At 55.3% G+C, this 21,636-nt stretch carries 25 protein-coding genes; 19 read left to right on the forward strand and 6 right to left on the reverse strand.

Annotated features, from left to right (window positions below; all coding sequences use genetic code 11):
* From CWI35_RS01180 to cobO, 10 genes are all read left to right on the forward strand, one after another.
* The gene (locus tag CWI35_RS01180; RefSeq protein ID WP_014195897.1) at nucleotides 1-1,119 is read left to right on the forward strand and encodes a cobalt-precorrin-5B (C(1))-methyltransferase; all 1,119 of its coding nucleotides are present in this window, start codon (nucleotides 1-3) and stop codon (nucleotides 1,117-1,119) included.
* Nucleotides 1,085-2,290: a bifunctional cobalt-precorrin-7 (C(5))-methyltransferase/cobalt-precorrin-6B (C(15))-methyltransferase gene (locus tag CWI35_RS01185; protein WP_031206571.1), complete on the forward strand. Its 1,206-nt coding sequence runs from the start codon at nucleotides 1,085-1,087 to the stop codon at nucleotides 2,288-2,290. Before CWI35_RS01180 ends, CWI35_RS01185 begins: the two co-directional genes overlap by 35 nt.
* Complete coding sequence (gene cobI, locus CWI35_RS01190; RefSeq protein WP_008880159.1) at nucleotides 2,287-2,988, forward strand: precorrin-2 C(20)-methyltransferase; 702 nt, start codon at nucleotides 2,287-2,289, stop codon at nucleotides 2,986-2,988. The genes CWI35_RS01185 and cobI overlap by 4 nt, the downstream gene beginning before the upstream one ends.
* Nucleotides 2,985-3,758, forward strand: coding sequence for a precorrin-4 C(11)-methyltransferase (cobM, locus tag CWI35_RS01195; RefSeq protein WP_011231288.1), 774 nt, complete (start codon nucleotides 2,985-2,987; stop codon nucleotides 3,756-3,758). Before cobI ends, cobM begins: the two co-directional genes overlap by 4 nt.
* 1 nt (nucleotide 3,759) lies before the next feature.
* Nucleotides 3,760-4,959, forward strand: a complete 1,200-nt coding sequence (locus CWI35_RS01200; protein WP_008880161.1) for a cobalt-precorrin 5A hydrolase — start codon at nucleotides 3,760-3,762, stop codon at nucleotides 4,957-4,959.
* On the forward strand, nucleotides 4,905-6,269 hold the full coding sequence (locus tag CWI35_RS01205) for a cobyrinic acid a,c-diamide synthase CobB (RefSeq protein ID WP_062898628.1): 1,365 nt from the start codon (nucleotides 4,905-4,907) through the stop codon (nucleotides 6,267-6,269). Before CWI35_RS01200 ends, CWI35_RS01205 begins: the two co-directional genes overlap by 55 nt.
* The gene (locus CWI35_RS01210) at nucleotides 6,262-7,773 is read left to right on the forward strand and encodes a cobyric acid synthase (RefSeq protein WP_020278836.1); all 1,512 of its coding nucleotides are present in this window, start codon (nucleotides 6,262-6,264) and stop codon (nucleotides 7,771-7,773) included. The genes CWI35_RS01205 and CWI35_RS01210 overlap by 8 nt, the downstream gene beginning before the upstream one ends.
* A gap of 367 nt (nucleotides 7,774-8,140) precedes the next feature.
* Nucleotides 8,141-9,199, forward strand: a complete 1,059-nt coding sequence (gene cobT, locus CWI35_RS01215) for a nicotinate-nucleotide--dimethylbenzimidazole phosphoribosyltransferase (protein WP_081823184.1) — start codon at nucleotides 8,141-8,143, stop codon at nucleotides 9,197-9,199.
* Nucleotides 9,196-9,966: a uroporphyrinogen-III C-methyltransferase gene (gene cobA, locus CWI35_RS01220; protein ID WP_013523805.1), complete on the forward strand. Its 771-nt coding sequence runs from the start codon at nucleotides 9,196-9,198 to the stop codon at nucleotides 9,964-9,966. Before cobT ends, cobA begins: the two co-directional genes overlap by 4 nt.
* Entirely contained in the window at nucleotides 9,947-10,492 is a 546-nt protein-coding gene (cobO, locus tag CWI35_RS01225; RefSeq protein WP_044731379.1) for a cob(I)yrinic acid a,c-diamide adenosyltransferase, read from the forward strand. Before cobA ends, cobO begins: the two co-directional genes overlap by 20 nt.
* Before the next feature lie 40 nt (nucleotides 10,493-10,532).
* Here the strand turns inward: cobO and CWI35_RS18175 are convergent, their stop codons facing one another.
* The 3 genes from CWI35_RS18175 to metA form a co-directional block, all read right to left on the reverse strand.
* The gene (locus tag CWI35_RS18175) at nucleotides 10,533-10,682 is read right to left on the reverse strand and encodes a hypothetical protein (RefSeq protein WP_011231282.1); all 150 of its coding nucleotides are present in this window, start codon (nucleotides 10,680-10,682) and stop codon (nucleotides 10,533-10,535) included.
* Between the two features lie 185 nt (nucleotides 10,683-10,867).
* Nucleotides 10,868-10,966, reverse strand: a complete 99-nt coding sequence (locus tag CWI35_RS01230; protein ID WP_011231280.1) for a YjcZ family sporulation protein — start codon at nucleotides 10,964-10,966, stop codon at nucleotides 10,868-10,870.
* Nucleotides 10,967-11,138: 172 nt separating this feature from the next.
* A complete protein-coding gene (gene metA / locus CWI35_RS01235; RefSeq protein ID WP_014195890.1) occupies nucleotides 11,139-12,047 on the reverse strand; it encodes a homoserine O-acetyltransferase MetA in 909 nt (302 codons plus the stop codon).
* 119 nt (nucleotides 12,048-12,166) lie between these two features.
* Between metA and CWI35_RS01240 the strand changes: the two genes are divergently transcribed.
* Genes CWI35_RS01240 through CWI35_RS01250 form a run of 3 tightly spaced genes read left to right on the forward strand, consistent with a single transcriptional unit; the run spans nucleotide 12,167 to nucleotide 14,383 of the window.
* Nucleotides 12,167-12,682: a hypothetical protein gene (locus tag CWI35_RS01240; RefSeq protein ID WP_014195889.1), complete on the forward strand. Its 516-nt coding sequence runs from the start codon at nucleotides 12,167-12,169 to the stop codon at nucleotides 12,680-12,682.
* A 60-nt stretch (nucleotides 12,683-12,742) separates the two neighbouring features.
* Complete coding sequence (locus CWI35_RS01245) at nucleotides 12,743-13,219, forward strand: glutathione peroxidase (RefSeq protein ID WP_014195888.1); 477 nt, start codon at nucleotides 12,743-12,745, stop codon at nucleotides 13,217-13,219.
* Nucleotides 13,220-13,237: 18 nt separating this feature from the next.
* A complete protein-coding gene (locus tag CWI35_RS01250) occupies nucleotides 13,238-14,383 on the forward strand; it encodes a conserved virulence factor C family protein (RefSeq protein ID WP_015374895.1) in 1,146 nt (381 codons plus the stop codon).
* A gap of 53 nt (nucleotides 14,384-14,436) precedes the next feature.
* Here the strand turns inward: CWI35_RS01250 and CWI35_RS01255 are convergent, their stop codons facing one another.
* Both CWI35_RS01255 and CWI35_RS01265 read right to left on the reverse strand, forming a co-directional pair.
* Nucleotides 14,437-14,820, reverse strand: coding sequence for a DUF4183 domain-containing protein (locus CWI35_RS01255; RefSeq protein WP_011231275.1), 384 nt, complete (start codon nucleotides 14,818-14,820; stop codon nucleotides 14,437-14,439).
* A 773-nt stretch (nucleotides 14,821-15,593) separates the two neighbouring features.
* Complete coding sequence (locus tag CWI35_RS01265) at nucleotides 15,594-16,961, reverse strand: ISLre2-like element ISGsp3 family transposase (protein ID WP_015374689.1); 1,368 nt, start codon at nucleotides 16,959-16,961, stop codon at nucleotides 15,594-15,596.
* A gap of 163 nt (nucleotides 16,962-17,124) precedes the next feature.
* On the opposite strand from CWI35_RS01265, the gene CWI35_RS01270 reads away from it, so the two are divergent.
* Nucleotides 17,125-17,364: a DUF4183 domain-containing protein gene (locus CWI35_RS01270; protein WP_240432129.1), complete on the forward strand. Its 240-nt coding sequence runs from the start codon at nucleotides 17,125-17,127 to the stop codon at nucleotides 17,362-17,364.
* Between the two features lie 93 nt (nucleotides 17,365-17,457).
* Here the strand turns inward: CWI35_RS01270 and CWI35_RS01275 are convergent, their stop codons facing one another.
* Nucleotides 17,458-17,904, reverse strand: a complete 447-nt coding sequence (locus tag CWI35_RS01275; protein WP_011231274.1) for an NUDIX hydrolase — start codon at nucleotides 17,902-17,904, stop codon at nucleotides 17,458-17,460.
* 250 nt (nucleotides 17,905-18,154) lie between these two features.
* On the opposite strand from CWI35_RS01275, the gene CWI35_RS01280 reads away from it, so the two are divergent.
* From CWI35_RS01280 to CWI35_RS01300, 5 genes are all read left to right on the forward strand, one after another.
* On the forward strand, nucleotides 18,155-18,592 hold the full coding sequence (locus tag CWI35_RS01280; RefSeq protein ID WP_062898627.1) for a BrxA/BrxB family bacilliredoxin: 438 nt from the start codon (nucleotides 18,155-18,157) through the stop codon (nucleotides 18,590-18,592).
* Between the two features lie 71 nt (nucleotides 18,593-18,663).
* Nucleotides 18,664-18,795: a YuzL family protein gene (locus tag CWI35_RS01285; protein WP_080729592.1), complete on the forward strand. Its 132-nt coding sequence runs from the start codon at nucleotides 18,664-18,666 to the stop codon at nucleotides 18,793-18,795.
* Nucleotides 18,796-19,046: 251 nt separating this feature from the next.
* On the forward strand, nucleotides 19,047-20,231 hold the full coding sequence (locus CWI35_RS01290) for an LL-diaminopimelate aminotransferase (RefSeq protein ID WP_047818420.1): 1,185 nt from the start codon (nucleotides 19,047-19,049) through the stop codon (nucleotides 20,229-20,231).
* Between the two features lie 21 nt (nucleotides 20,232-20,252).
* Nucleotides 20,253-20,837: a YpjP family protein gene (locus CWI35_RS01295; protein WP_171698259.1), complete on the forward strand. Its 585-nt coding sequence runs from the start codon at nucleotides 20,253-20,255 to the stop codon at nucleotides 20,835-20,837.
* Nucleotides 20,838-20,928: 91 nt separating this feature from the next.
* Nucleotides 20,929-21,633, forward strand: coding sequence for an anthrax toxin lethal factor-related metalloendopeptidase (locus CWI35_RS01300; protein ID WP_062898625.1), 705 nt, complete (start codon nucleotides 20,929-20,931; stop codon nucleotides 21,631-21,633).
* Nucleotides 21,634-21,636 lie beyond the last annotated feature (3 nt).

Below are 21,636 nucleotides of genomic sequence, written 5' to 3' on the forward strand. Positions count from 1 at the left end.
ATGGAAACGAAAAAAACGCTGCGTGAAGGGTATACGACCGGATCGTGCGCGACAGCGGCAACGAAAGCCGCGCTCACGGCGCTCATCACTGGCCAAGTGCAGGCGGAGGCGACGATTCGGATTCCGATCGGGCGGGTGGTGACCTTTTCGCTCGCCTCTTGTTCGTTCGATGGCGAAACGGCGACGGCCTCGGTCGTGAAGGATGGCGGCGATGACCCAGATGCGACGCACGGCGCGCTCATCGTTTCCACTGTCTCGTGGGCCTCGTCGCCGGGCGTTCATATCGACGGCGGTGAAGGGGTCGGACGCGTCACCAAACCCGGCTTGCCGGTGCCGGTCGGGGAAGCGGCGATCAATCCAGTGCCGCGGCAAATGATCCGCGAAGCCGTCAATGAAGTGCTGGCGCAATACGGTCTACATCGCGGGGTGAAGGTCGTCATTTCTGTGCCCGGCGGCGAGGAAATCGCCAAAAAAACGTTGAACCCGAGACTAGGCATCATTGGCGGCATTTCGATTTTGGGGACGCGCGGCATCGTCGTTCCGTTCTCCACCGCCGCCTACCGGGCGAGCATCGTGCAGGCGCTTCAAGTGGCGAAAGCGAACGGCTGCCGCCATGTTGTCATCACGACCGGGGGGCGGAGTGAGAAATACGCCATGCAAGAATATCCACATTTGCCGGAAGAAGCGTTTATCGAAATGGGCGATTTTGTCGGCTTTACGCTGAAACAATGCAAACGGCTTGGCATCAAGATGGTGTCGATGGTCGGGATGATGGGGAAATTTTCGAAAGTCGCTCAAGGAGTGATGATGGTGCACTCGAAAAGCGCCCCGGTCGACTTTGGCTTTTTGGCTGCCATCGCCGAGCAGGCAGGTGCTGGCCCAGAACTGGTGGCTGCGGTGCGCGGCGCGAATACGGCGGCGCAAGTCGGCGACATGATGCAAGAGGCCGGTTGCATGAAGTTTTTCGAGCTTTTGTGCGAAGCGTGCTGCCAGGCGGCGCTTCACGAAGTGGGAGGCGGTCTGACGGTGGCGACGTCCATTTACACAATGAACGGACAACAATTAGGAAAGGCGGTGCAGACCGATGGGGACGATGAAGTTGATCGGTGTGGGTGCTGATGGGCAAGCAAGTCTTCCTGAGCTGTATCGACGCTGGATTGATGAAAGCGAGCTGCTTGTCGGCGGCGAACGGCAGCTGGCGATGTTTCCTGAATACAAAGGAGAAACGATCATCATCCGCCGCGGACTGGCGGAGCTGGTGGAGCGGCTCCGCCATGAGACGCGCAACACGGTCGTGCTTGCTTCCGGCGATCCGCTCTTTTACGGCATCGGCAGCTATTTGGCCGGCAAATTGCCGATCGACGTGTATCCGGCCGTCAGCTCAGTGCAATGGGCGTTTGCGAAAATGGGCGAGTCTTGGCAAGACGCGGCGTTTGTCAGCGTCCATGGCCGGCCGCTCACCGGTTTGGCTCAGCGGGTCGACGGGCGGCGCAAAGTCGCCATCTTAACCGATGAGACGAACTCGCCGGCCGCCATCGCCCGCTATTTGCTCGAGTACGGCATGACGGAATATGAGGCGTTTGTCGGCGAGGAGCTCGGCGGGCCGAATGAGCGATGCCGGTTTTTCAAGCTAGAAGAAATGGCAGAAACCGAGTTTCTTCCATTAAATATAGTCATTTTGCGGCAAACCGCTCCTGGTCCGATTTGGCCGCTCGGCATTGACGATGATGAATTTTTCCAACGCAAGCCGGACAAAGGGCTGATTACAAAGAAAGAAATTCGCGTCTTAAGTGTAAGCGCCTTGCGCTTGCGCCCGGACAGCGTCGTCTGGGACATTGGGACGTGCACCGGTTCGGTCGCGATTGAAGCGGCGAAAATCGCCCGCGACGGGGCGGTGTTTGCGATTGAAAAAAATGAATACGACCTCGAGATTTGCCGGCAAAACTTGCGCAAATTCCGCGTTGACATCACGCTTGTGCACGGCAGGGCGCCCGATCGGCTCGATGAGTTTGCCGACCCGGATGCCATCTTTATCGGCGGCACGTCAGGCGCGATGTCGCCGTTGTTGGACGTCTGTGCGAAACGGCTGAAGAAAAATGGACGCATCGTGATCAACGCGGCAACGGTTGAGACGCTTGCTGAAGCGGGCTGCGAGCTGCGCAGCCGTGGATTTCATGTTGACATCACGCTCGCGCAAGTGTCGCGAAGCAAGCCCATTTTAGAGTTGACGCGCTTTGAGGCGCTCAATCCGGTGTATATCATGACAGCCAAGCGGGAGGGAGACGAATGACCGGCACGTTGTACGGCATCGGTGTTGGCCCGGGCGATCCAGAGCTCATGACGGTGAAAGCATACCGCCGCCTAAAAGAAGCGGATGTCATCGCCTATCCAAAAAAAGGGCGGCAAAGCAAAAGCTATGCGGAACAAATTATTGATGCGTATTTTGCGCCAGAGGAAAAACGGCGGCTCGGCCTGCATTTTCCGATGACAAAAGACCGAGCCTTGCTTGAGCCGAAGTGGAACGAGGCGGCGGACGCCATTTGGGCGGAGCTGTCGGCCGGGCGCGATGTCGCGTTTGTGACCGAAGGCGATCCGCTGTTGTACAGCACGTTCATCCATTTGATGCACGTAATGGAGCGCCGCTATCCGGAAGCGCCGATTGAAGTCGTCCCCGGCGTCAGTTCGGCCAACGCTGCTGCCGCTAGGCTTCGTCTGCCGCTGGCGGATGGTGATGAAACCGTGGCGATCGTGCCCGCCCGCGACGATGTTGAGGCGATGAAAGCAGTGCTTCTTGAGCACGATTGCGTTGTCTTTTTTAAAGTGGCGAAAGTGATCGATTTGCTGGTTCGTCTGTTGCGGGAACTCGATTTGCTTCATCGCGCCGCTGTTGTGACGAAAGTGACGTCCGGCGAGGAAGTCGTGTGGAAGGTCGAGGAGCTCGACGGAGCGGAACTCGAATATTTGACATTGATGGTGGTGAGAAAGTGAAGCTGTATATCGTAGGGGCGGGGCCGGGAGCGCCGGATTTGATCACGGTTCGCGGCGCCGAGCTTCTCGCTGCTGCCGACGCCATTTTTTACACCGACTCGCTAGTGAGCGCGGAATTGATCGAGCGCTACCGGAAGCCGGATGCTGACGTTTTCCATACCGCCGGCATGCATTTAGAAGAAATGGTCGCGGCAATGGCGGAGCAAGTGAAACAAGGACGGCTTGTCGTGCGCGTCCATACCGGTGATCCATCGATTTACGGGGCGACGCTTGAGCAAATCGCCTTGTTGAAAGAAGAAGGAATTGAAGTGGAAATCGTCCCCGGCGTCAGTTCGGCGTTTGCCGCCGCGGCCGCCGTGCAGGCGGAGCTCACCGTTCCGGAATTGACGCAGACGGTCATTTTCACCCGCGCCGAGGGGCGGACGCCGATGCCGCCGCGTGAGAAATTGCAGGAGCTGGCGCAGCATCATTGCACGCTCGTTCTTTTTTTAAGCGCGACGCTTGCCAAAAAAGTAAGCGCGGCGCTCCTTGAAGCGGGCTGGAGCGGTGATACGCCTGTCGCGATCGTCTATAAGGCGACATGGCCGGATGAAGTCGTGATTCGTTCCACCGTTGCCACAATGGCTGACGATATGCGGCGCCATGGTGTGACGAAACACGCGATCATGTTGGCCGGTTGGGCGCTCGATCCCCATATTCATGAGCGCGGCTACCGTTCGAAGCTGTACGACCGCACGTTTACGCACGGATATCGAAAGGGGGAGAAGTAAGGTGGGAGTTGCTGCCGCGAACAACAAAAGACACGGCGCCTATGCTGTCGTGGCCATTACGAAACACGGGGTCGAGATCGCCCGACGCCTTGGAGGCGCTCTTGCGGGAGCGGACGTTTATTATACGGATAAATTCGCCCGCGGCGATGAAGCCAAGCACGGGATCCGCTTGTTTTCCGGCAACGTCAGGGCCTTGTTGCCGGAGTTGTTCGCCCGCTATGACGGACTCATTTGCATCATTTCGCTCGGCGCTGTCGTACGGATGATCGCTCCGCTGTTAAAAGACAAAAAGACCGATCCTGCGGTCGTGGTGATCGATGATAAGGCTGAACATGTGATCAGTGTTCTTTCCGGCCATTTGGGCGGAGCGAACGAACTGACGCGGCGCGTTGCTGCCATTTTAAGCGCCCGCCCGGTTATTACGACCGCTTCTGACGTGCAGCAGACAATCGCCGTCGATCTGTTCGGTCGCCAGTTCGGCTGGGAATGGGAATCAGCTGACAAGCTGACGCCGGTGAGCGCCGCGGTCGTGAATGAAGAGCCTGTCGCGATCGTGCAAGAGTCGGGGGAAACCGGCTGGTGGCCGGAAGGGCGGCCATTGCCCAAAAACATTGCCGTGTACGGCTCGATCGCGGAAGCGCTCGCTGCCCGCCCGGCGGCCGCGCTTGTGGTCACTCATCGCCTGCTTGCGCCGGAAGAAGAGGCCATTTTGCAAAACGGCGTTTTGTATCGCCCGAAAGTAATCGCGCTTGGCATCGGCTGCAACCGCGGCACATCGGCTGACGAAATCGAAGCGGTCATCCATGAGACGCTCAATGAGCTGCGCTTTTCGATGAAAAGCGTCAAAGCGGTGTGCACCATTGATTTGAAAAAGGATGAACAAGGACTTTTGGAGGTAGTCAACAAATATAGATGGGAATTGGTTGCGTATACGCCAGAAGAGCTGAACACGGTGTCGATCGAAGCGCCGTCGGAAACGGTGTACCGCTACACCGGCGCGTATGGGGTGAGCGAGCCGGCGGCGAAATTGTACAGCGGGGCCGATCGGCTGGCGCTGGTGAAAAAGAAGTCCGGCAATGTGACGATTTCCGTGGCGCTCATCGATCATCAAAAGAAAGCGACCATGCAGGGAAAGGGGAAAGAGGCATGCGACGGCTTGTCATCGCCGCACCGGGAAGCGGCGCCGGCAAAACGACCGTGACGCTTGGATTGATGGCGGCCATGAGGCAGCAAGGATATACGGTGCAAGGGTTTAAATGCGGCCCGGACTACATCGATCCGACTTACCATACGGCTGTGACCGGCCGGCCGGCGCGCAACTTGGACAGTTGGATGATGGGAAGCGAAGCGGTCAAAACGGTGCTCGCCAACGGTTGTCAAGGGGCTGATATCGCCATCATCGAGGGGGTGATGGGGCTGTTTGACGGGAAACAGCCGCTTTCTGACGAGGGGTCGACGGCTGAAATCGCCGTGTTGACCGAAAGCCCGGTGCTGCTTGTCGTCGATTGTTCCGGCATGGCCCGCAGCGCCGCCGCCATCGTCCATGGGTTTCAAACGTTTCGCCCCGATGTGCGCCTCGCCGGCGTATTTGCCAACCGCGTCGGCAGCGAAGGGCATTTTCGGCTCGTCAAAGCGGCGGTCGAGCAAACGTGCGGGGTGCCGGTCGTCGGGTTTCTCACGCAAGACGAAGCGTTGGCGCTGCCAGAGCGCCATTTAGGGCTCGTGCCGTCGGTGGAGCGCGGCGAACTGGATTCGTTTTTTGCCGAACTGGGGAGAAAGGTGGCGCGCACGATCGATTGGGAGACGCTCCTTTCGATTGCAGAAGCGCCAGCCCTTTGTTCTCCGGCGCCGCTCATTCGCCCTTCGCGGCCGTATCGCGTGCGCGTGGCGGTTGCCAAAGATGCCGCCTTTCATTTTTACTATCCGGAGAATCTGGAGATGCTTTCTGCCTGCGGCGCGGAGCTTGTCTACTTTTCTCCGCTCGCCGGCGAGCCGCTTCCGGATGGGGTGAACGGATTGTATATCGGCGGCGGGTTTCCGGAAGAGTTTGCCGCCGAGCTCGCCAGGCAAGCCGCGGTCAAACAGTCGATCCGCGCCGCCATCGAACACGGGTTGCCGACGTTGGCCGAATGCGGCGGGTTTATGTTTCTCACCGAACAGCTTGTTGCGACGGACGGTGCGGCCTATGAGATGGCGGGCGTCATCCCGGGGAAGGTCGTGATGAAGACGAAGCTCGCGGCGCTTGGCTACCGCGAAGTGCGCGGTCGAAATGGAAATTTTCTATTGCCGGAAGGAGAAACAGCGCGCGGGCATGAATTTCACTATTCCGTGTACGAACCGCGGGGCGAGACGCCGTTTGCCTACGAAACGAGCGGCCGGAAAGGAACGAAGCCTGACGGTTATTTGGCGCACCGGCTTGTCGCCGGCTATGTCCATTTTCATTTCGCGTCCGCCCCGGCGATGGTTGAGCGGTGGCTCGCCGAATGCGAGAAGGTGACCATCAATGGCTAAGGCGCTGCCGATTATGTTTCAAGGCACCCATTCTGATGCCGGCAAAAGCGTCATCGCCACCGCGTTTTGCCGCATGTTCGCCCAAGACGGCTGGAAGACGGCGCCGTTCAAGTCGCAAAACATGTCGTTAAACTCCTACGTGACGCCGGACGGAAACGAAATCGGACGGGCGCAAGGAATTCAGGCCGAAGCGGCCGGAGTGGCGGCGCGCGCTGAGATGAATCCGATTTTGATTAAGCCAAGCCGCGAGCATGAATCGCAAATCGTTGTGCTTGGCAAACCGTACGGCAATATGCAGGCGTTCGCTTACCGGAACGAGTTTTTCCACCAAGGGCTGGCCGTCATCCGTCAGTCGCTCGAAACGTTGATGAACGAGTATGACCGGATTGTCATTGAAGGAGCGGGAAGCCCGGCGGAAGTAAACTTAAACGACCGCGAGTTGGTCAACATGCGCATCGCCCGTCTCGCCAACGCCCCGGTCGTGTTGATCGGCGATATTGAGCGGGGCGGGGTGTTCGCGAGCCTCGTTGGAACGCTGTCGCTGCTTGAGCCTGAGGACCGAAAGCGGGTCATTGGGGTCATCATTAACAAGTTTCGCGGCGATATGGCGCTGCTTAAGCCTGGGCTCGATTGGTTTGAGCAACACACCGGCGTGCCGGTGCTTGGCGTCGTTCCATATTTGCCTGATTTGGCGATCGATGCTGAAGATTCGCTGTCGCTTGAGCGGTTTGCTTCATCTGTCGGGGGAGAGGAAGCGATTGATGTCGCTGTCATCCGCTGTCCGAAAATCGCCAATTTCACCGACATCGACCCGCTGCTGGCAGAACCGGACTGCCGCGTCCGGTTGGTGACGCACGTCGACGAGCTTGGAGCGCCGGATGTGATCGTGCTTCCCGGCAGCAAAAACACGATCGAAGACTTGATTTATATGAAGAAAAGAGGACTCGCTTCCCGCATTGTGTCGCTTGTCAATGAAGGAAAAGCGAGAGTCGTCGGCTTATGCGGCGGCTACCAAATGCTTGGCGCTGTCATCCGCGATCCGTATGGAGTCGAGACGCCGCTCCCCGAAGTAAAAGGACTTGGTTTGCTGCCGATTGAAACGACGCTTGAGCGGACGAAAATCACGATCCGTACGGAAGGGATGCTTACGTGGGCGGGCGAGCGGTTTTCGGTGCAAGGATACGAGATTCATATGGGCCGCTCGGCGCCGCTTCCTGGCTATGCGCCGCTTATTGAGGCGGACGGCCGCCATGAAGGGGCGAAGCACAGTGATGAGCGGGTGCTGGGCACGTACATGCACGATTTGTTTCATAACGATGCGTTCCGCACCGCGTTTTTCAACAACATTCGCCGCCAAAAAGGAATCGCTCCTTCTGGCGTCCGACTCTTTCGCTCGCTCAAAGAAAAGGCGTTCGACCGGCTTGCCGCTCATGTCCGCCAGCACGTGGCGGTCGAGCGGATCGAACAGATGATGCGTCAATTTGGCTGTCGCGATCACAGTTGAAGTCCAACAACGGGAAGACACCAAGGCAATGGGCGTTGATTTGGGACTTCGTTATATCGCCGTTGCCAGCATTGGAACGAAATCGTTGTTTTTCAAGGACAGCCAATGCGCTTTCATTCGCCGACGATATGCGGCTTTGCGGCGAACGTTGGGCAAAGCGAAGAAGCTCCATATGATTCGCACAATCGGCCGTAAAGAGTCCTGCTGGATGAAGGATATAAACCATAAAATCAGCCGTCAAATCGTCCGTTTTGCCCTCGCCAACGGTGTTGGCATGATTCGGATGGAAAAGTTGACGCGTTCCCTCAATCATAGACGAGAAAGGAGGAAGCGCATATTCCCGCTTGATGGGGGATATTGTGCGCCCATGATGAATGTTTCCATCCCACCGATCCACCGTGAAATGGTTGAACAAGCGCGTGCCTATATCGATCAATTGACCAAACCGCCCGGCAGCCTCGGCCGTCTTGAAGAAGTGGCGGCAACGCTTGCCGGCATGACCGGGGAGCTGCTTCCACGCGTCACTCCGCCCGGAGTGCTCGTGTTTGCGGCCGATCATGGCGTCACGGAAGAAGGGGTGTCTGCCTATCCGGCCGAAGTGACGGCGCAAATGGTGTACAACTTTGCCAACGGCGGAGCGGCGATCAACGCCTTCAGCCGGCAAATCGGCGCGTTGCTTCAGGTGATTGATGTCGGTGTCGCCGTGCCGATTGCTGATGAGCGCGTCATTCAGAAAAAGGTGCGCCCGGGAACGAACAATTTCGCGGAAACGGAAGCGATGACGCCGTCCGAGGCCGAACAGGCGCTTCATGTCGGTTACGAACAGGCGGCGTCCATCATTGAACAAGGCGTCCGCACGCTCATTGTCGGCGAAATGGGCATCGGCAATACGACCGCCGCGAGCGCCTTATTGGCCACGTTGACCGATGAGCCGCTTGAGCGCATCGTTGGCAAAGGAAGCGGCATTAAGGAGGAAATGCTTGCCCATAAACAGGACGTGATCCGACGGGCGCTCTTGCTTCATCGGCCGGATCCGGCGAAGCCGCTTGAATGGCTTTCGAAAATCGGCGGGTTGGAGATCGCTGCTATGGCCGGGGCGATGCTGGCAGCCGCCGAACGGCGCATCCCGATTTTGCTTGACGGTTTTATTTGCACAGTGGCTGCCCTTGTGGCCCGCCAGTTTGCCGTGAACGTCACAGACTATATGATTGCCGGCCATCGTTCGCAAGAGCCGGGGCACAGTATAGCCCTTCGTTTGCTAGAGAAGGAGCCGCTTTTGGATCTCGGCATGCGCCTTGGCGAAGGAAGCGGCGCGGCGGTAGCGTTTCCGCTCTTGATTTCAGCAATGGCGATGGTGAACGAAATGGCGACGTTCGCCTCGGCGGGCATTTCCACGGCCAATGCGAAAGGGGAGAAGGGGCGATGACCGTCGGCAAAGTGTATTTAGTCGGCGCTGGGCCGGGGGATGAAAAGCTCATCACGGTTTACGGCCGCGAATGCCTAGAACGGGCGGATGTCATTATTTACGACCGACTCATCAACCGTAAGCTGCTGCGCTACGCGAAGCCGGACGCTGAGCTTCTTTACTGCGGCAAAGAGCCGGGAAAACATGACACGGTTCAAGAACAAATTCATGAGCTGCTCGTTTGGCATGCGCAACAAGGAAAAACGGTCGTCCGCTTAAAAGGCGGCGATCCGTGCATTTTTGGCCGCGTTGGTGAAGAGGCGGAAGTGTTGGTGAAAGCCGGAATTCCGTTTGAAATCGTTCCAGGGGTGACATCCGGCATCGCTGTGCCGGCGTACGCCGGCATTCCGGTCACCCACCGTGATTACGCCGCCTCGGTGGCGATGGTCAGCGGGCATCGGAGCGAGCGGATCGATTGGGAGGCGCTGACTCGAGGATGCGATACGATCATTGTCTACATGGGAGCGGCCAATTTGCCGGATATTTGCGGCCGTTTGATGGCGGCCGGAAAGCCGTCGGATACGCCGGCGGCCATCATTGAATGGGGGACGACCGAGCGGCAGCGCACGGTGGCGGCGACGCTTTCGACGCTGTCAGACGAGGCGGAACAGGCGGGCATTTCCCATCCGGCCATCATCATCATCGGCGATGTCGTTCGTCTGCGTGAGACGCTCCAATGGTTTCCGGAGCGGCAAGGGGGCGTGGTCGATGCCGACGCCTCGTCGTAGCGGGCGTGTCATCGTTTATACGGGCGACGGAAAAGGAAAAACGACGGCCGCATTGGGGCTTGCCCTGCGTGCCGTCGGCCGGGGAATGAACGTCGCGGTTTTGCAGTTTTTGAAATCGCCGGAACGAACATACGGCGAGCAGTTGGCCCTAGAGCGCCTTGGCGTCGACGTCCGTCAGCTCGGCGCCGGCTTCACATGGACGAAAACGCCGGACATCCACCGGGAAGCATTGAAGCGTGCCTGGGCGGTGGCCAAAGAATATGTGTATTCCGGACGGTATGATATGATTGTGCTCGATGAACTGAACAATGTGTTGGTCATTGACCGCTTTCCCGTTGAAGATATCGTATCAGTCAGCGAGGTGCTCGAGCTGATCCGCACGCGCCCGCCGTCGCTCCATCTTGTCATCACGGGGCGCGCGGCGCGCCCTGAGCTGATGGCGGCTGCCGATATCGTTACGGAAATGAAGCTCATCAAGCATGACTATGAACAAGGAAGGACCGCGATGAAAGGGATTGAATTTTAGAAGCAAAAAAGCGGCTAAAAAACGGCCGCTTTTTTGCAGGTTAGGCATTTTCATCGGTTTTGTCATTTTGGATTTTGTTTTGCCGACGTCCTTTGCTGTTATCGCCGGAAACCGGGCCGCGAAGCAAGGCCATCGGATCTTGCGTTGGCGCGTTTTGATTGCGGCTGCCGTTGTTTGGGCGTTTCGTCATGAGCTCCACCTCCTTTGGCTGCCGTTGTCATACGTTTAGCATGGACGATGCCTTCATTCCTATGCATGGTTGTCTACAGCCCAGCATAAAAAAAGCGGGAAGCGTTCGTGTTCCCGCTTTCCCGCTGCAAGCCGGCCGGATGCTGGCAAACACGGCGGCCGGATGAAGGCAATCAGTGATTTCGGTTAGTAGGCATATCCGCCCAAGCAGGCACATCCAACAATAATCAACAAAATAAACAGAACGACAATCAACGCAAAGCTGTTTCCATGCCAAGCGCCCATCATGTTCACCTCCTGGTGGAATCTATCGTATTGTATGTCAAAAAAAACTAAAAGAACAGGGCGATTGTCGAAACACGAAAACAATCGGCCAAAATGAGAAAAACGCCTTGCATATGTTTCAGCAAGGCGTTTTTTCGGGATGGTTCAAGTGAAATGATTGCATATATTGATTTCATTCCCATTCATAAGGCGTTTCTTGATACACGTAATAGTTCAGCCAGTTGACAAACAGTAAATTGGCATGCGAGCGCCATGTGTTCAGCGGCGGCTGGCTTGGGTCATCATTGGGAAAGTATGATTCTGGGATGTGAATCGGCAGCCCTTTCGCCAAGTCGCGTTCATATTCTTCTTTGAGCGTTGTCGCATCATATTCTGGATGACCCGTTAAGAAAATGCGGCGCCCGTCGTTCGATGCAACGAGGCAAACGCCGGCTTTGTCGGACATGGACAAAATTGTGAGATCTGGCACTTTTTCGATGTCTTCGCGCTTGACGTCGGTATGGCGGGAGTGCGGCATGCGGAACACATCGTCAAAACCGCGCAATAGTTTCACGTTTTTCGCTTCCACCGTATGGTTGAACACACCGAAGCATTTTTCCGGCAATGGGTATTTCGGAATGCCGTAGTGATAGTATAAGCCAGCTTGTGCTCCCCAACAAATGTGCAACGTTGACGTGACGTTCGTTTTCGTCCATTCCATGATATCGGTCAGCTCATCCCAATACGTAACTTCTTCGAACGGCAATTGCTCGACCGGGGCTCCGGTGATGATCATTCCGTCGAACTTGCGATGGCGGATGTGCGGGAAAATCGTGTAAAATTGTTCTAAATGATGTTTGCTTGTCGTTTTCGGCTCATGGGTCGCCGGGCGCAAAAAGGTGACGTTCACTTGCAGCGGCGAGTTGCCAAGCAGCCGCAGCAACTGTGTCTCTGCTTTTTCTTTTTCGGGCATCAAGTTTAAAATGATGATGTTGAGCGGCCGGATGTCTTGGGAGTAAGCCCGTTCTTCGTCCATCACGAAAATGTTTTCCTGTTCGAGTATTTCTTTCGCCGGCAAGTCTTTTGGAATGTTGATTGGCAATGGTGTCCCCTCCGTTTCTGTCTCGTTACTAAATACCTTAATTATAAAAACTTTGTCAACATTCTTCAATTGATTTTTTTGACCTTAAACAGCTGGTGAACAAAAAGGGGGAATTCCGATTGGATCCGACAGCCTTTGACAATTTAAAAACGGTGTTGGAAGGGGCGGTATATGACGCGGATTTGCAAGGGCGCATTGCCGTGGTCGAGCGCCGCGACCTTGTCGATTTGGCCCGTTTGTTTCGGGAGTACGCCATTTCATTTCGGCTGAATGATGCGCCCGATCCGCTCGTCGTCTGCACCGCGCGGCTTTCGCTTGATTTTGCTGAGCTGGTCAATGAGCGGCTCTATCACGGCCGGGCCGGCTGTCGGCTCGCTCTTCTGTTTACCCTTCCGGTTCGCCGCTCGTCCGTTTGTGCGCTCATTGAAGGAACGCTGCGGACGATTTGGGGGGAGGAGCGAATCATCCGGCAAACGCTCCGCTTTCCATTTCCACATGAACGCGGCCCGTATGAAAATGAAGCCGTGGTCGAATTTGCACGCCTCATTTATGAGGAAAACGCCGCCGATTTGCCGGAGATGGTGCCGTATATGGTTTCATCACTTGAACAATTGCAGCTGTTCGCCGGGCAGTAACGATGCAAAAAGTAGAAACAAACCATGAAATCCGCTATGATGGAGATGAGGTGAAAAATCATGAGTGTATATGAATTCAGCGCCAAAACCATTCGCGGAGAGGAACAACCGCTTTCCGTCTATCGAGGCAACGTGCTGTTGATTGTCAACACGGCGAGCCGTTGCGGCTTCACCCCGCAGTATAAAGAACTGCAGGAGCTGTATGACGAATATCGCGATCGCGGGTTTGTTGTGCTCGGCTTTCCGTGCAACCAGTTCGGCGGCCAAGAGCCGGGGACGGAAGAGGAAATCGAGCAATTTTGCCAGTTGAATTATGGTGTGACGTTCCCGCTGTTTGCGAAAGTGGATGTGAATGGCGATCACGCCCATCCGCTGTTTCAATATTTGAAAGAAGAGGCGCCGGGGGCATTGGGAACAAAGGCGATCAAATGGAATTTCACGAAGTTTTTGGTCGACCGCAACGGCAAGGTTGTAGCTCGTTTCGCACCGCAAACAAAGCCAAGCGAGCTGAGAAAGGAAATTGAAAAGCTGCTGTAAGGCAAGGAGGGGTAACGCTTGCGCATTCAAGCGATTGAGCCGACGCCAAGCCCGAACACGATGAAAATATTGCTTGATGAAGAATTGCCTTCCGGCACGCGCCATAACTACAAACCGGACAACATCAGCGAAGCGCCGCCGCTTATTCAAGCATTGATGCGCATTGACGGAGTGAAAGGCATTTACCATGTCGCTGATTTTTTGGCTATTGAACGCCATCCGAAATACGACTGGCGCGACATTTTGGCGAAAGTGCGCGAAGTGTTCGGCGAGAAAGTGGATGACGGCGCCGAGACAAAGCCGAAAGGAAACGAACATTTCGGCGAAGTGAAAGTGTTCGTGCAAATGCTGTACGGTCTGCCGATGCAAGTGAAGCTTGTCGATGGGGAGCGCGAACACCGCGTCGGGCTGCCGAAACCGTTTATGGACGCGGTCATTGAGGCGCAAAAATACGCAGGAAATGTTGTGCTTGAGCGCAAATGGGTCGAAAAAGGAGTGCGCTACGGCACGTTTGAGGAAATCGGCCGCGAAATAGTCGATGAGCTGTCGGCAGCCTATCCGCCCGAGCGGCTGGAGCGGATCGTCAACATGTTCCGCCGCGGCGAGCAGGAAAAAACGGTGCAAAAGCGTCCAAGCCTCAAAGTGACGAGCGAGATGCTCGATGACCCGGATTGGCGCAAACGGTATGCCGCGCTCGAACAGATGGCCGAGCCGACCGAGGACGATATCCCGGTGTTGGCCAAGGCGCTCAAGGATGAAAAAATGGCGATTCGCCGCCTGGCGACGGCGTATCTCGGCATGATCGGCGGCAAAAAGGTGCTTCCGTATTTGTATGAAGCGTTAAAAGATCCTGCTGTCGCTGTCCGCCGCACCGCCGGCGACTGTTTGTCCGACATCGGCGATCCGGAGGCCATTCCGGCCATGATCGAAGCGCTAAAGGACGAAAGCAAGCTCGTCCGTTGGCGCGCGGCCATGTTTTTGTACGAAGTCGGCGACGAATCGGCGCTGCCAGCGTTGAAAGCGGCGGAAAACGATCCGGAGTTTGAAGTGAGCTTGCAAGTGAAAATGGCCATTGAACGGATCGAAGGCGGCGAAGAAGCGAAAGGGTCTGTGTGGAAGCAAATGACGGAGAGCCGGAAGAAAGAAAACGAAACAGAACAGTAAACCAGGCGCGCCCATCGGTGCGCCTGTTTTTATGATCGAAAAGAGTACGGCTGTTACGTCGTCACAGTAGTGTTGGAGCTTGGAGCGAATTGGACAATTTCGAGCACAACCGGGGTGTTAGCTGGAATCGAGCCGCTTCCGGTCGGGACGGTAATGGACAGTGACCCGACGCCGGTAGCTCCTGGGGTGTACGTCGATATCCCTTCCATTTGCAAAACGCCGTTAATGTACACGTTAAAGTAGCTATTGTTAGTTGCCAATGCTGGCAGCTGTGTCGCTTGGCTGCCGTCGTCTTGCAAAAAGCTGGCTGCGTCGATCGTTAAGGTTGCTCCTTCTGCTGTTTCAGCTGTTGTGATGTAAAAAAATCTTGCGACGTCTGGTGCAACCTCTGTCGTGGTAGTAGCGGCGACAAACAATTTAATTAATTGCAAAGCCATACAATCTCCCCTTCTCCATTTTGTGTTTAACATGCTGTGGCCCCGAAGCTGAGCCAATTATCATCCGTTCTTTTTAGTATCTGGAACTCTGTTGGCAATCAGCCGGTGCCATAGGTTCATTTTATTGTATGGATTAATTACAGAGGATGGCTCGGCGATTGCCGTAATGGGAGAAAAATGATGTTTTTGCCCTGCTATACCAGCCTGTTTTACCAGTGAATTTGAATTATGAAACAAACATTTTAAACGAATTTGGTCGTTTTATGATCCTGTTATAATAGACGGAATTAAGTGGAATATAGTGATTTTTTACTACCGTTCATTAACCTGCCATTTTGTTTGCTATTCACTTTGAAGATGGGAGGTGAATATACTAATGCAAAATATCTTGCGGAGTGAAATGATCACGAAACAATATGGTGTGTTTGGGTGAGCAAACGAATGAAACGGACATCTTCAACAGCAAAACATGTGATTGCTGCTTCCAAAGTATACGATTGGACCCATGCTGTACTGACCATTCCCCTCCGTGTGGCGCTCCACTTCCCTCCGCGTGTCTTGCAGGCGGAAACGTACCAGTATAACACCATATCAGACGGAGTGAAAACCGTCTATACAGACGGAGTCAGTCAAGACTTTGTGGAGAACATTTTTTCGGTTCACTACGGGCGTTGTCAATCACTAGTTAGCGAACCATTTTCAGGAATTAATATCGTAAGCGCTTTCGGACTCTCATCCCTCATCTTGAGGCGATGATACGATATTCCATTTTTTTACACCCAACCACCATCCCGGAGCGCCGACAACGCTTGATGGATCGGTGTCCCGGATGACCGCTGCAGACACGGTAGATTCTGACGCACCACATCTGCCCATAACCGTCCGGCCTTCCGTTTGGCCTGTTCGATCCGCTTGGACTTTGTTGAGGCCGAGGCCGCCGTTCGGGTCTCTTCTTCCTCCACCAACTGCCCATTTCTCCGCCAAATCCCGTCGATTCGGGCCGCCATCGCCCTCAGAAACGCCCGAAGCCCTTGGTCTTTCCAGCTGCGGCGGGATTTCACCCGATGCGCAAACCGGCTCATCACGCTCTCGGCGTGGCCCATCGGACGCATGCCGGTCGTCTCCACCCCTTGCTCCGACAGCCACTCCCGATAGTCCCGGATGCATCCCGGCATCGACTCGATCCGGCGGATCATGGCAGCCATCTGCTTCTCTTTCGCTTCGTCCTCCAACGTGCCGACCGCGCTGTTCAGCTCCACGAGAAGCCCCTCTTCGTCTTGTTTCGCCAGCTTCTTCCGCACCTCCCGCCAACGCGGATGGCCGGACAGACACTGACGCAGCTCCCGCGCCACATGAAATCGATCCAGCTGAAAGCACGCCCGCTTCCCAAAATACTCCCGGCAGGCCGTGATCCACGACGCCGCGTCGCCGTTGATGATCAACAGGTCCCGGCACGGATCATAGGCATATTCGTTCATCAGCCACTCTTCGAACCGTTCCCACACGTCTCCCTCCCCTTCATGGAGGTAGTGGCGCCGGTTCACGAGCTCGAGCTGCGAACCGTTTCGTTTCCATCCCTCGTGAACCGCCAGGATTTTCTCTTCTTTCGCCCGTTTCCCTTTCCCCTGGCGGGAAATAAACAGTCCATCCGCCTCCACAAACAGCACCCGGCCGTGCCGTTGGGAAACAGGGCGGTGCAGCGAGACAGGGGCCTCCAGCACCAGTTGGCGAATCGCCTCGTGGCTCATGACCGCATACCCCACGATCGACTCCAACGTACGGGCCGCTTTGCGGTAGGAAGAGCACTCTACGGCCAACTCGACCGCCGTTTCCTCGAGGCAAGGACTGATCGATCGGGCCCCATCAAAGCCTAATTCGGCATCCAGCAAGAAGGTATAGTTCCCCGTTTGCCGGTCATAGTAGTAGTTCCGTCGAAACGTCACTTCTCCAAACAGCGTTTGGATCGTAGTCGGCCGTTTGTCTTTCAGCTGATACCGGCGCTTGTCCCGCGCTTCCGCCAGTTGTTGATCAATCTCCTCCAAAAGGGCCGCCAACAAGACAGCGAACACCTTTTGAAGAGTTCTGACTAATTGTTCCTCCAGCTCTTTTAATAAAGGCCATTCTGTGGTAAGATGTTTCATGGACTCTCTCCCTCCTGTTTTCGGTTGATGTTGACAATCACCATCATAGCAGGGAGAGAGTCCTTTTTGCATGACATTTGCTTTTTTCTACCGCGCTTCGCTTGGTGGCCCCGACGAGCGTCGCGAACAAAAGTTCGCAACCCTCGTCGGGGATCATTTCGGAATGTCACCCACAAATATTTTACTCACACATACAGACGGCGATGAACTGAGAGAGTACGGCGACCGCGGTATTTTAGATCCGAAACATGTATCATGGATCAACTTGTTTATTAATGGGGTGCTGCAACCGGAAAAACTGTATGAGGTGGAAAAGGGGAAACTGACGTTGAAAACAGCCGAGCCGCCGCCAAAAGGTGCGCCGATTATTCTTCAATTTATTACCATTAAAATGGGCTTCTAAATTTTTTTGCCCCTCCAGCTGCGGATTTGGTTCTTAGAAAAGAGTGTTTTCAACAATGGTGAAGCCTTGGAGAGAGCTCCAAGGCTTGGCTCGTCATCCCCTGAAATATTGTTCGATAAAATCTTTAACAAGAGGAGAGAGTTCGTTTGGCAATTCATGAAAAGGGAAGAATTTCACTTCCAGCGATTCTTCCCCGTCTTCTTTCAGTTCTCCACCGCGGATATCACGGGTGAGATAAACAACAGTGACTGGGTAATATTGATCTCCATTAGGCAGCCGAACAAAATATTTTTTTCCAGAAAACACATCGACTAGTTCCAGTTTGCCGATTTCCAGCCCTGTTTCTTCCCACACTTCCCGCCGGGCTGCTTCTTCTGCGGACTCCCCCAACTCCAACAAACCGCCGGGCAGTCCCCATAAGCCGTCGCGGCGTTTCTGCAATAAAATCCGCCCGCATTCATCGGTGACAGCGACCCCGGCTCCCGCCAAGATGATCGGCCGGGTTCCAATGATTTTTCGCAGTTCTTCAATGTATCCCATGTGCACGCTCCTTTCATGGCCATCGATGGCATAGTATATGTTTGGTCGCTGACAATGGCCGCGGCGGTTGATAGAAAGCGAAACGAAATCGCTCGTTTGATGGCGGCCAAACGGGTGCGTTTAGCCCCGTTTGTTCTGAATGATGCCGTTTAGAGACATGCGGCCGTGGACGGTTCTCTTCATTGATTTTTCAAACGAAAATATAGTATGCTGATAGCGCAGCGATGATGAATGTGGAGGGATGAGGGCAATGTCAATGGCTTACGAAGACTATATGCGCCAACTCGTGCAGCCGATGCGCGATGAACTTGTCCGCGCCGGTTTCCGCGAATTGCGCACAAGCGAAGAAGTCGAGCAGTTTATGAAACAAGTGGAAGGAACGACGTTTGTTTTTGTCAACTCAGTGTGCGGCTGCGCCGCTGGATTGGCGCGCCCCGCGGCGACGCAGGCGGTGCTTAGGAGCGAGAAAAAGCCGGATCATCTTGTGACGGTATTCGCCGGCCAAGACAAAGAGGCGACGGCGAAAATGCGCGAGTACTTTGTCGGCTATGCGCCGTCCTCGCCGTCGATGGCGCTCTTAAAAGGAAAGGAAGTTGTTCATTTTATCCCGCGCGAAGACATCGAGTTTCACTCGATGGAGGACGTGATGGAAAACATTTTGGCTGCGTTTGACAAATATTGTAACTGATGCCTTATGCCTTCCCAGGCCTTGCATACCGCTGCCGGCGCCGGGGAACGATAAGGGCGGAGGTGATCGGCGTGCCGAAGCGGAAAAAAGACCGTTCGAAAACGGGCGTCAGCGCCCCGGAGGTGAGGGGACAAGGCACGACGCAAACGGAAACAGGCGCCTACGAGCTTGATTCTGCGCGCAAAAAAACGAAAATCGACTGAAAGAAAACGGAGCTCCTGTGCGGAGCTCCGTTTTCGCTGCCGCCGTCAGGCATTGGCGATGCAGCTGTAAATGAAATACAACAACGTAATGAGGCTGGCCGCAAAAAAGATGGTTGTCATCGCTGTTTTCCCGCCTTTCTGTCTATGTTTTCCCCTTGAACATATGATACACTATTCATGTAATCATAGTATATACCAACAAAAGTGAAAAGGAAAAGCGGTTTTTGTTTTGGCAAGGGAGAGGAAAGACGATGAAAAGGGCGAAACGAATGAACGCATTTTCTGCATCGATTTTTGCCGAATTGGCGGCGTATCGCCAACAGCGGCGCCATCTTCATGACGAGTGGATCGATTTAAGCGTCGGCAGCCCGGATTTGCCCCCGGCGCCGTTTGTGCGTGAGGCGATCGCCCGCTACGCCAACGAGCCGAATGCGTACGGCTACACATTAAGGGGCATTCGCGAGTTTCATGAAGCGGTCGCCGACTATTATCGCACGGCGCATGGCGTCGTGCTCGATCCGGAGACGGAAGTAACGTACGTCATCGGATCACAGGACGGGCTCGTGCATTTGCCGATGGTGTTCGCCGACCCGGGGGATGTCATTTTATTGCCGGATCCCGGGTATCCGGCGTATGCGGCGGGGGTGGCAATGGCGGAAGCGGAGCCGTATTTTCTGCCGCTGAGGGAGGAAAACCGCTTTTTGCCGGATTTGCGTGCGATCCCGGAGGACATTGCCAAACGGGCGACAATCATGTTTATCAACTTCCCTGGAAATCCAGTTCCAGCTATAGCGACAGAATCGTTTTATCGCGAAGTGGTCGAGTTTGCGAAGCGGTACGATATTCTCGTTGTGTCCGATTTTGCTTACGGCGAGCTGTATTATGACGGAAACAAACCGGTGAGTTTTCTTTCTGTTCCAGGCGCAAAGGACGTTGGCGTGGAGATCAATTCGTTGTCCAAAAGCTACAACATGGCCGGCTGCCGGGTCGGCTATTTGTGCGGAAATGCCGAGGTGATTCGCACGTTCGCCGAGTTTAAGTCGAATTTGGATTATGGCGTCTTTTGGCCGATTCAAAAAGCGGCGGCCGAAGTGCTGCGTCATGGGGCCGACTTTTGCGCCGAAAGCCGCGCGATATATCAATCGCGCCGCGATGCGCTCGTTGACGGGTTGGCCGACATCGGCTGGGCGGTTGACCGTCCGCAAGCCGGTATGTTCGTGTGGGCGAAAATTCCGGACGGCTTTACATCGCTTTCGTTTGCGAAGGCGCTCATCGACCAAGCGGGCGTCGTCGTCACGCCCGGGCACGCGTTTGGGCCAAGCGGCGAGGGCTATGTGCGCATCGCCCTCGTCCAGCCGGAGGCGGTGTTGCGCCGGGCGGTCGCCAAATTAAAAGCGACCGGCTTGTTTGCGTCTTTAGCCGCTGATCGGCGGTAGTGGGAGGTGAAGGCGATGAAGCTGCCGTCTTGGCTTCGAAAAACGCTTGTTGCCGCCATTACCGTCTGCACGTTTGGACTCGTCACACCGCCCGCTTCGCTGCTCGCGGCCAAAGAGCCGCCGTCAGATGACGCCCCGTCTCCCGATTGGAAGCATTCCCAAGCAGACCATGCGGCGGAAGCTGTTTCTGTTTCGTTAACTCGTGAACAGTTTATCGAAGAGACGATGGAAAAGGCAGTGGCGCAGTCGTACGAAAAGTTCGGCCGCAAAATCGCCCCGGTTATTGAAGATGAATTTCGCACCGTCATCTTGCCGCGCATCGAAGAGGTGATTGCCGGGCTGGCTGAACGCTGTCCGGAAGAAGAGCTCCGTTATTTGGCCGTATCGGAAAATCCGTCCGGCGGGCAAGGGGAACGCATTTTCCATTTGTATCGCATGGACACAGGAGAAGATCTCGTCCGCTTTCACGTCCGCCGCGAACACCCGCCGCAGGACGGGTACTGGTTTCAATTTCACTATCATACTTGCGATGATGGCTTTCAAGCTCACTATGAACTCGGGAAAATCTACTGGTCCAAAAATACGCCGCCGAATTGGCGCACATAAACCGCTTGCGGTTCTTTCCTGATTTTGCGCGTTTTTCCCTGCTTCGTTCTATGATATCATTTTCATAGAATAAAAGAAGCGGGGGAACACCATGAAACGATTGTGGACTAGTTTGTTGGCAGCGCTGTTCGCGATTCCGCTTCTATCGCTTTCGCCGTACCCGGCCGCCCACGGCGTGCTGCTTCAAGAAAGCGGCCTTGATCTTCGGGACATTCCGTCCCGTGACGTGCTCGGCCGCATTGTGATCGTGCCCGAGACAGCGTTTCCCGCTGCGGAGGCGAACAAGACCATTCAGACGCTTGCCCGCATGGATCGCAGCATTTTAGAGCAGGCGGCTGCTCATCATATTTACATTCAGCTGTTGACAGGCCCTATTACGAATGAACCGACAGCTCGCCACTTGCGTGGGAAAACCCCGCGCGGCTATGCGCCGGGATCCAAAACATGGGATGACGTGCCGGGCATCGGCGGGTCGCATTTGGTGCTCGTCCGTCTCGGCCATAGCGAAAAAGGGAAAGGACACGGCTCGGTCAATTTGGAGCTGCATGAGTTTGCTCATTCGCTCGATTACATCGTATTTGACCGCATTCATGAAACGGACGAATTTCAAGCGATTTGGCGGGAGGAGGCGCCGCGGCTTTTTCCTGGCGAATCTTATTTTTTGACCTATCCAGAAGAGTATTTTGCCGAGTCGTTTGCCTATTATTATGCAAGCGACAAGACGCGGCACACGCTGCGGGCGGCAGCGCCGAACACATACGCATTCATCCGTGGATTGGCGGAGCGGGCCTCGTAAAAG

Origin of the sequence: [Bacillus] caldolyticus (assembly GCF_003595605.1) — a bacterium.
Lineage (GTDB): Bacteria > Bacillota > Bacilli > Bacillales > Anoxybacillaceae > Geobacillus > Geobacillus thermoleovorans.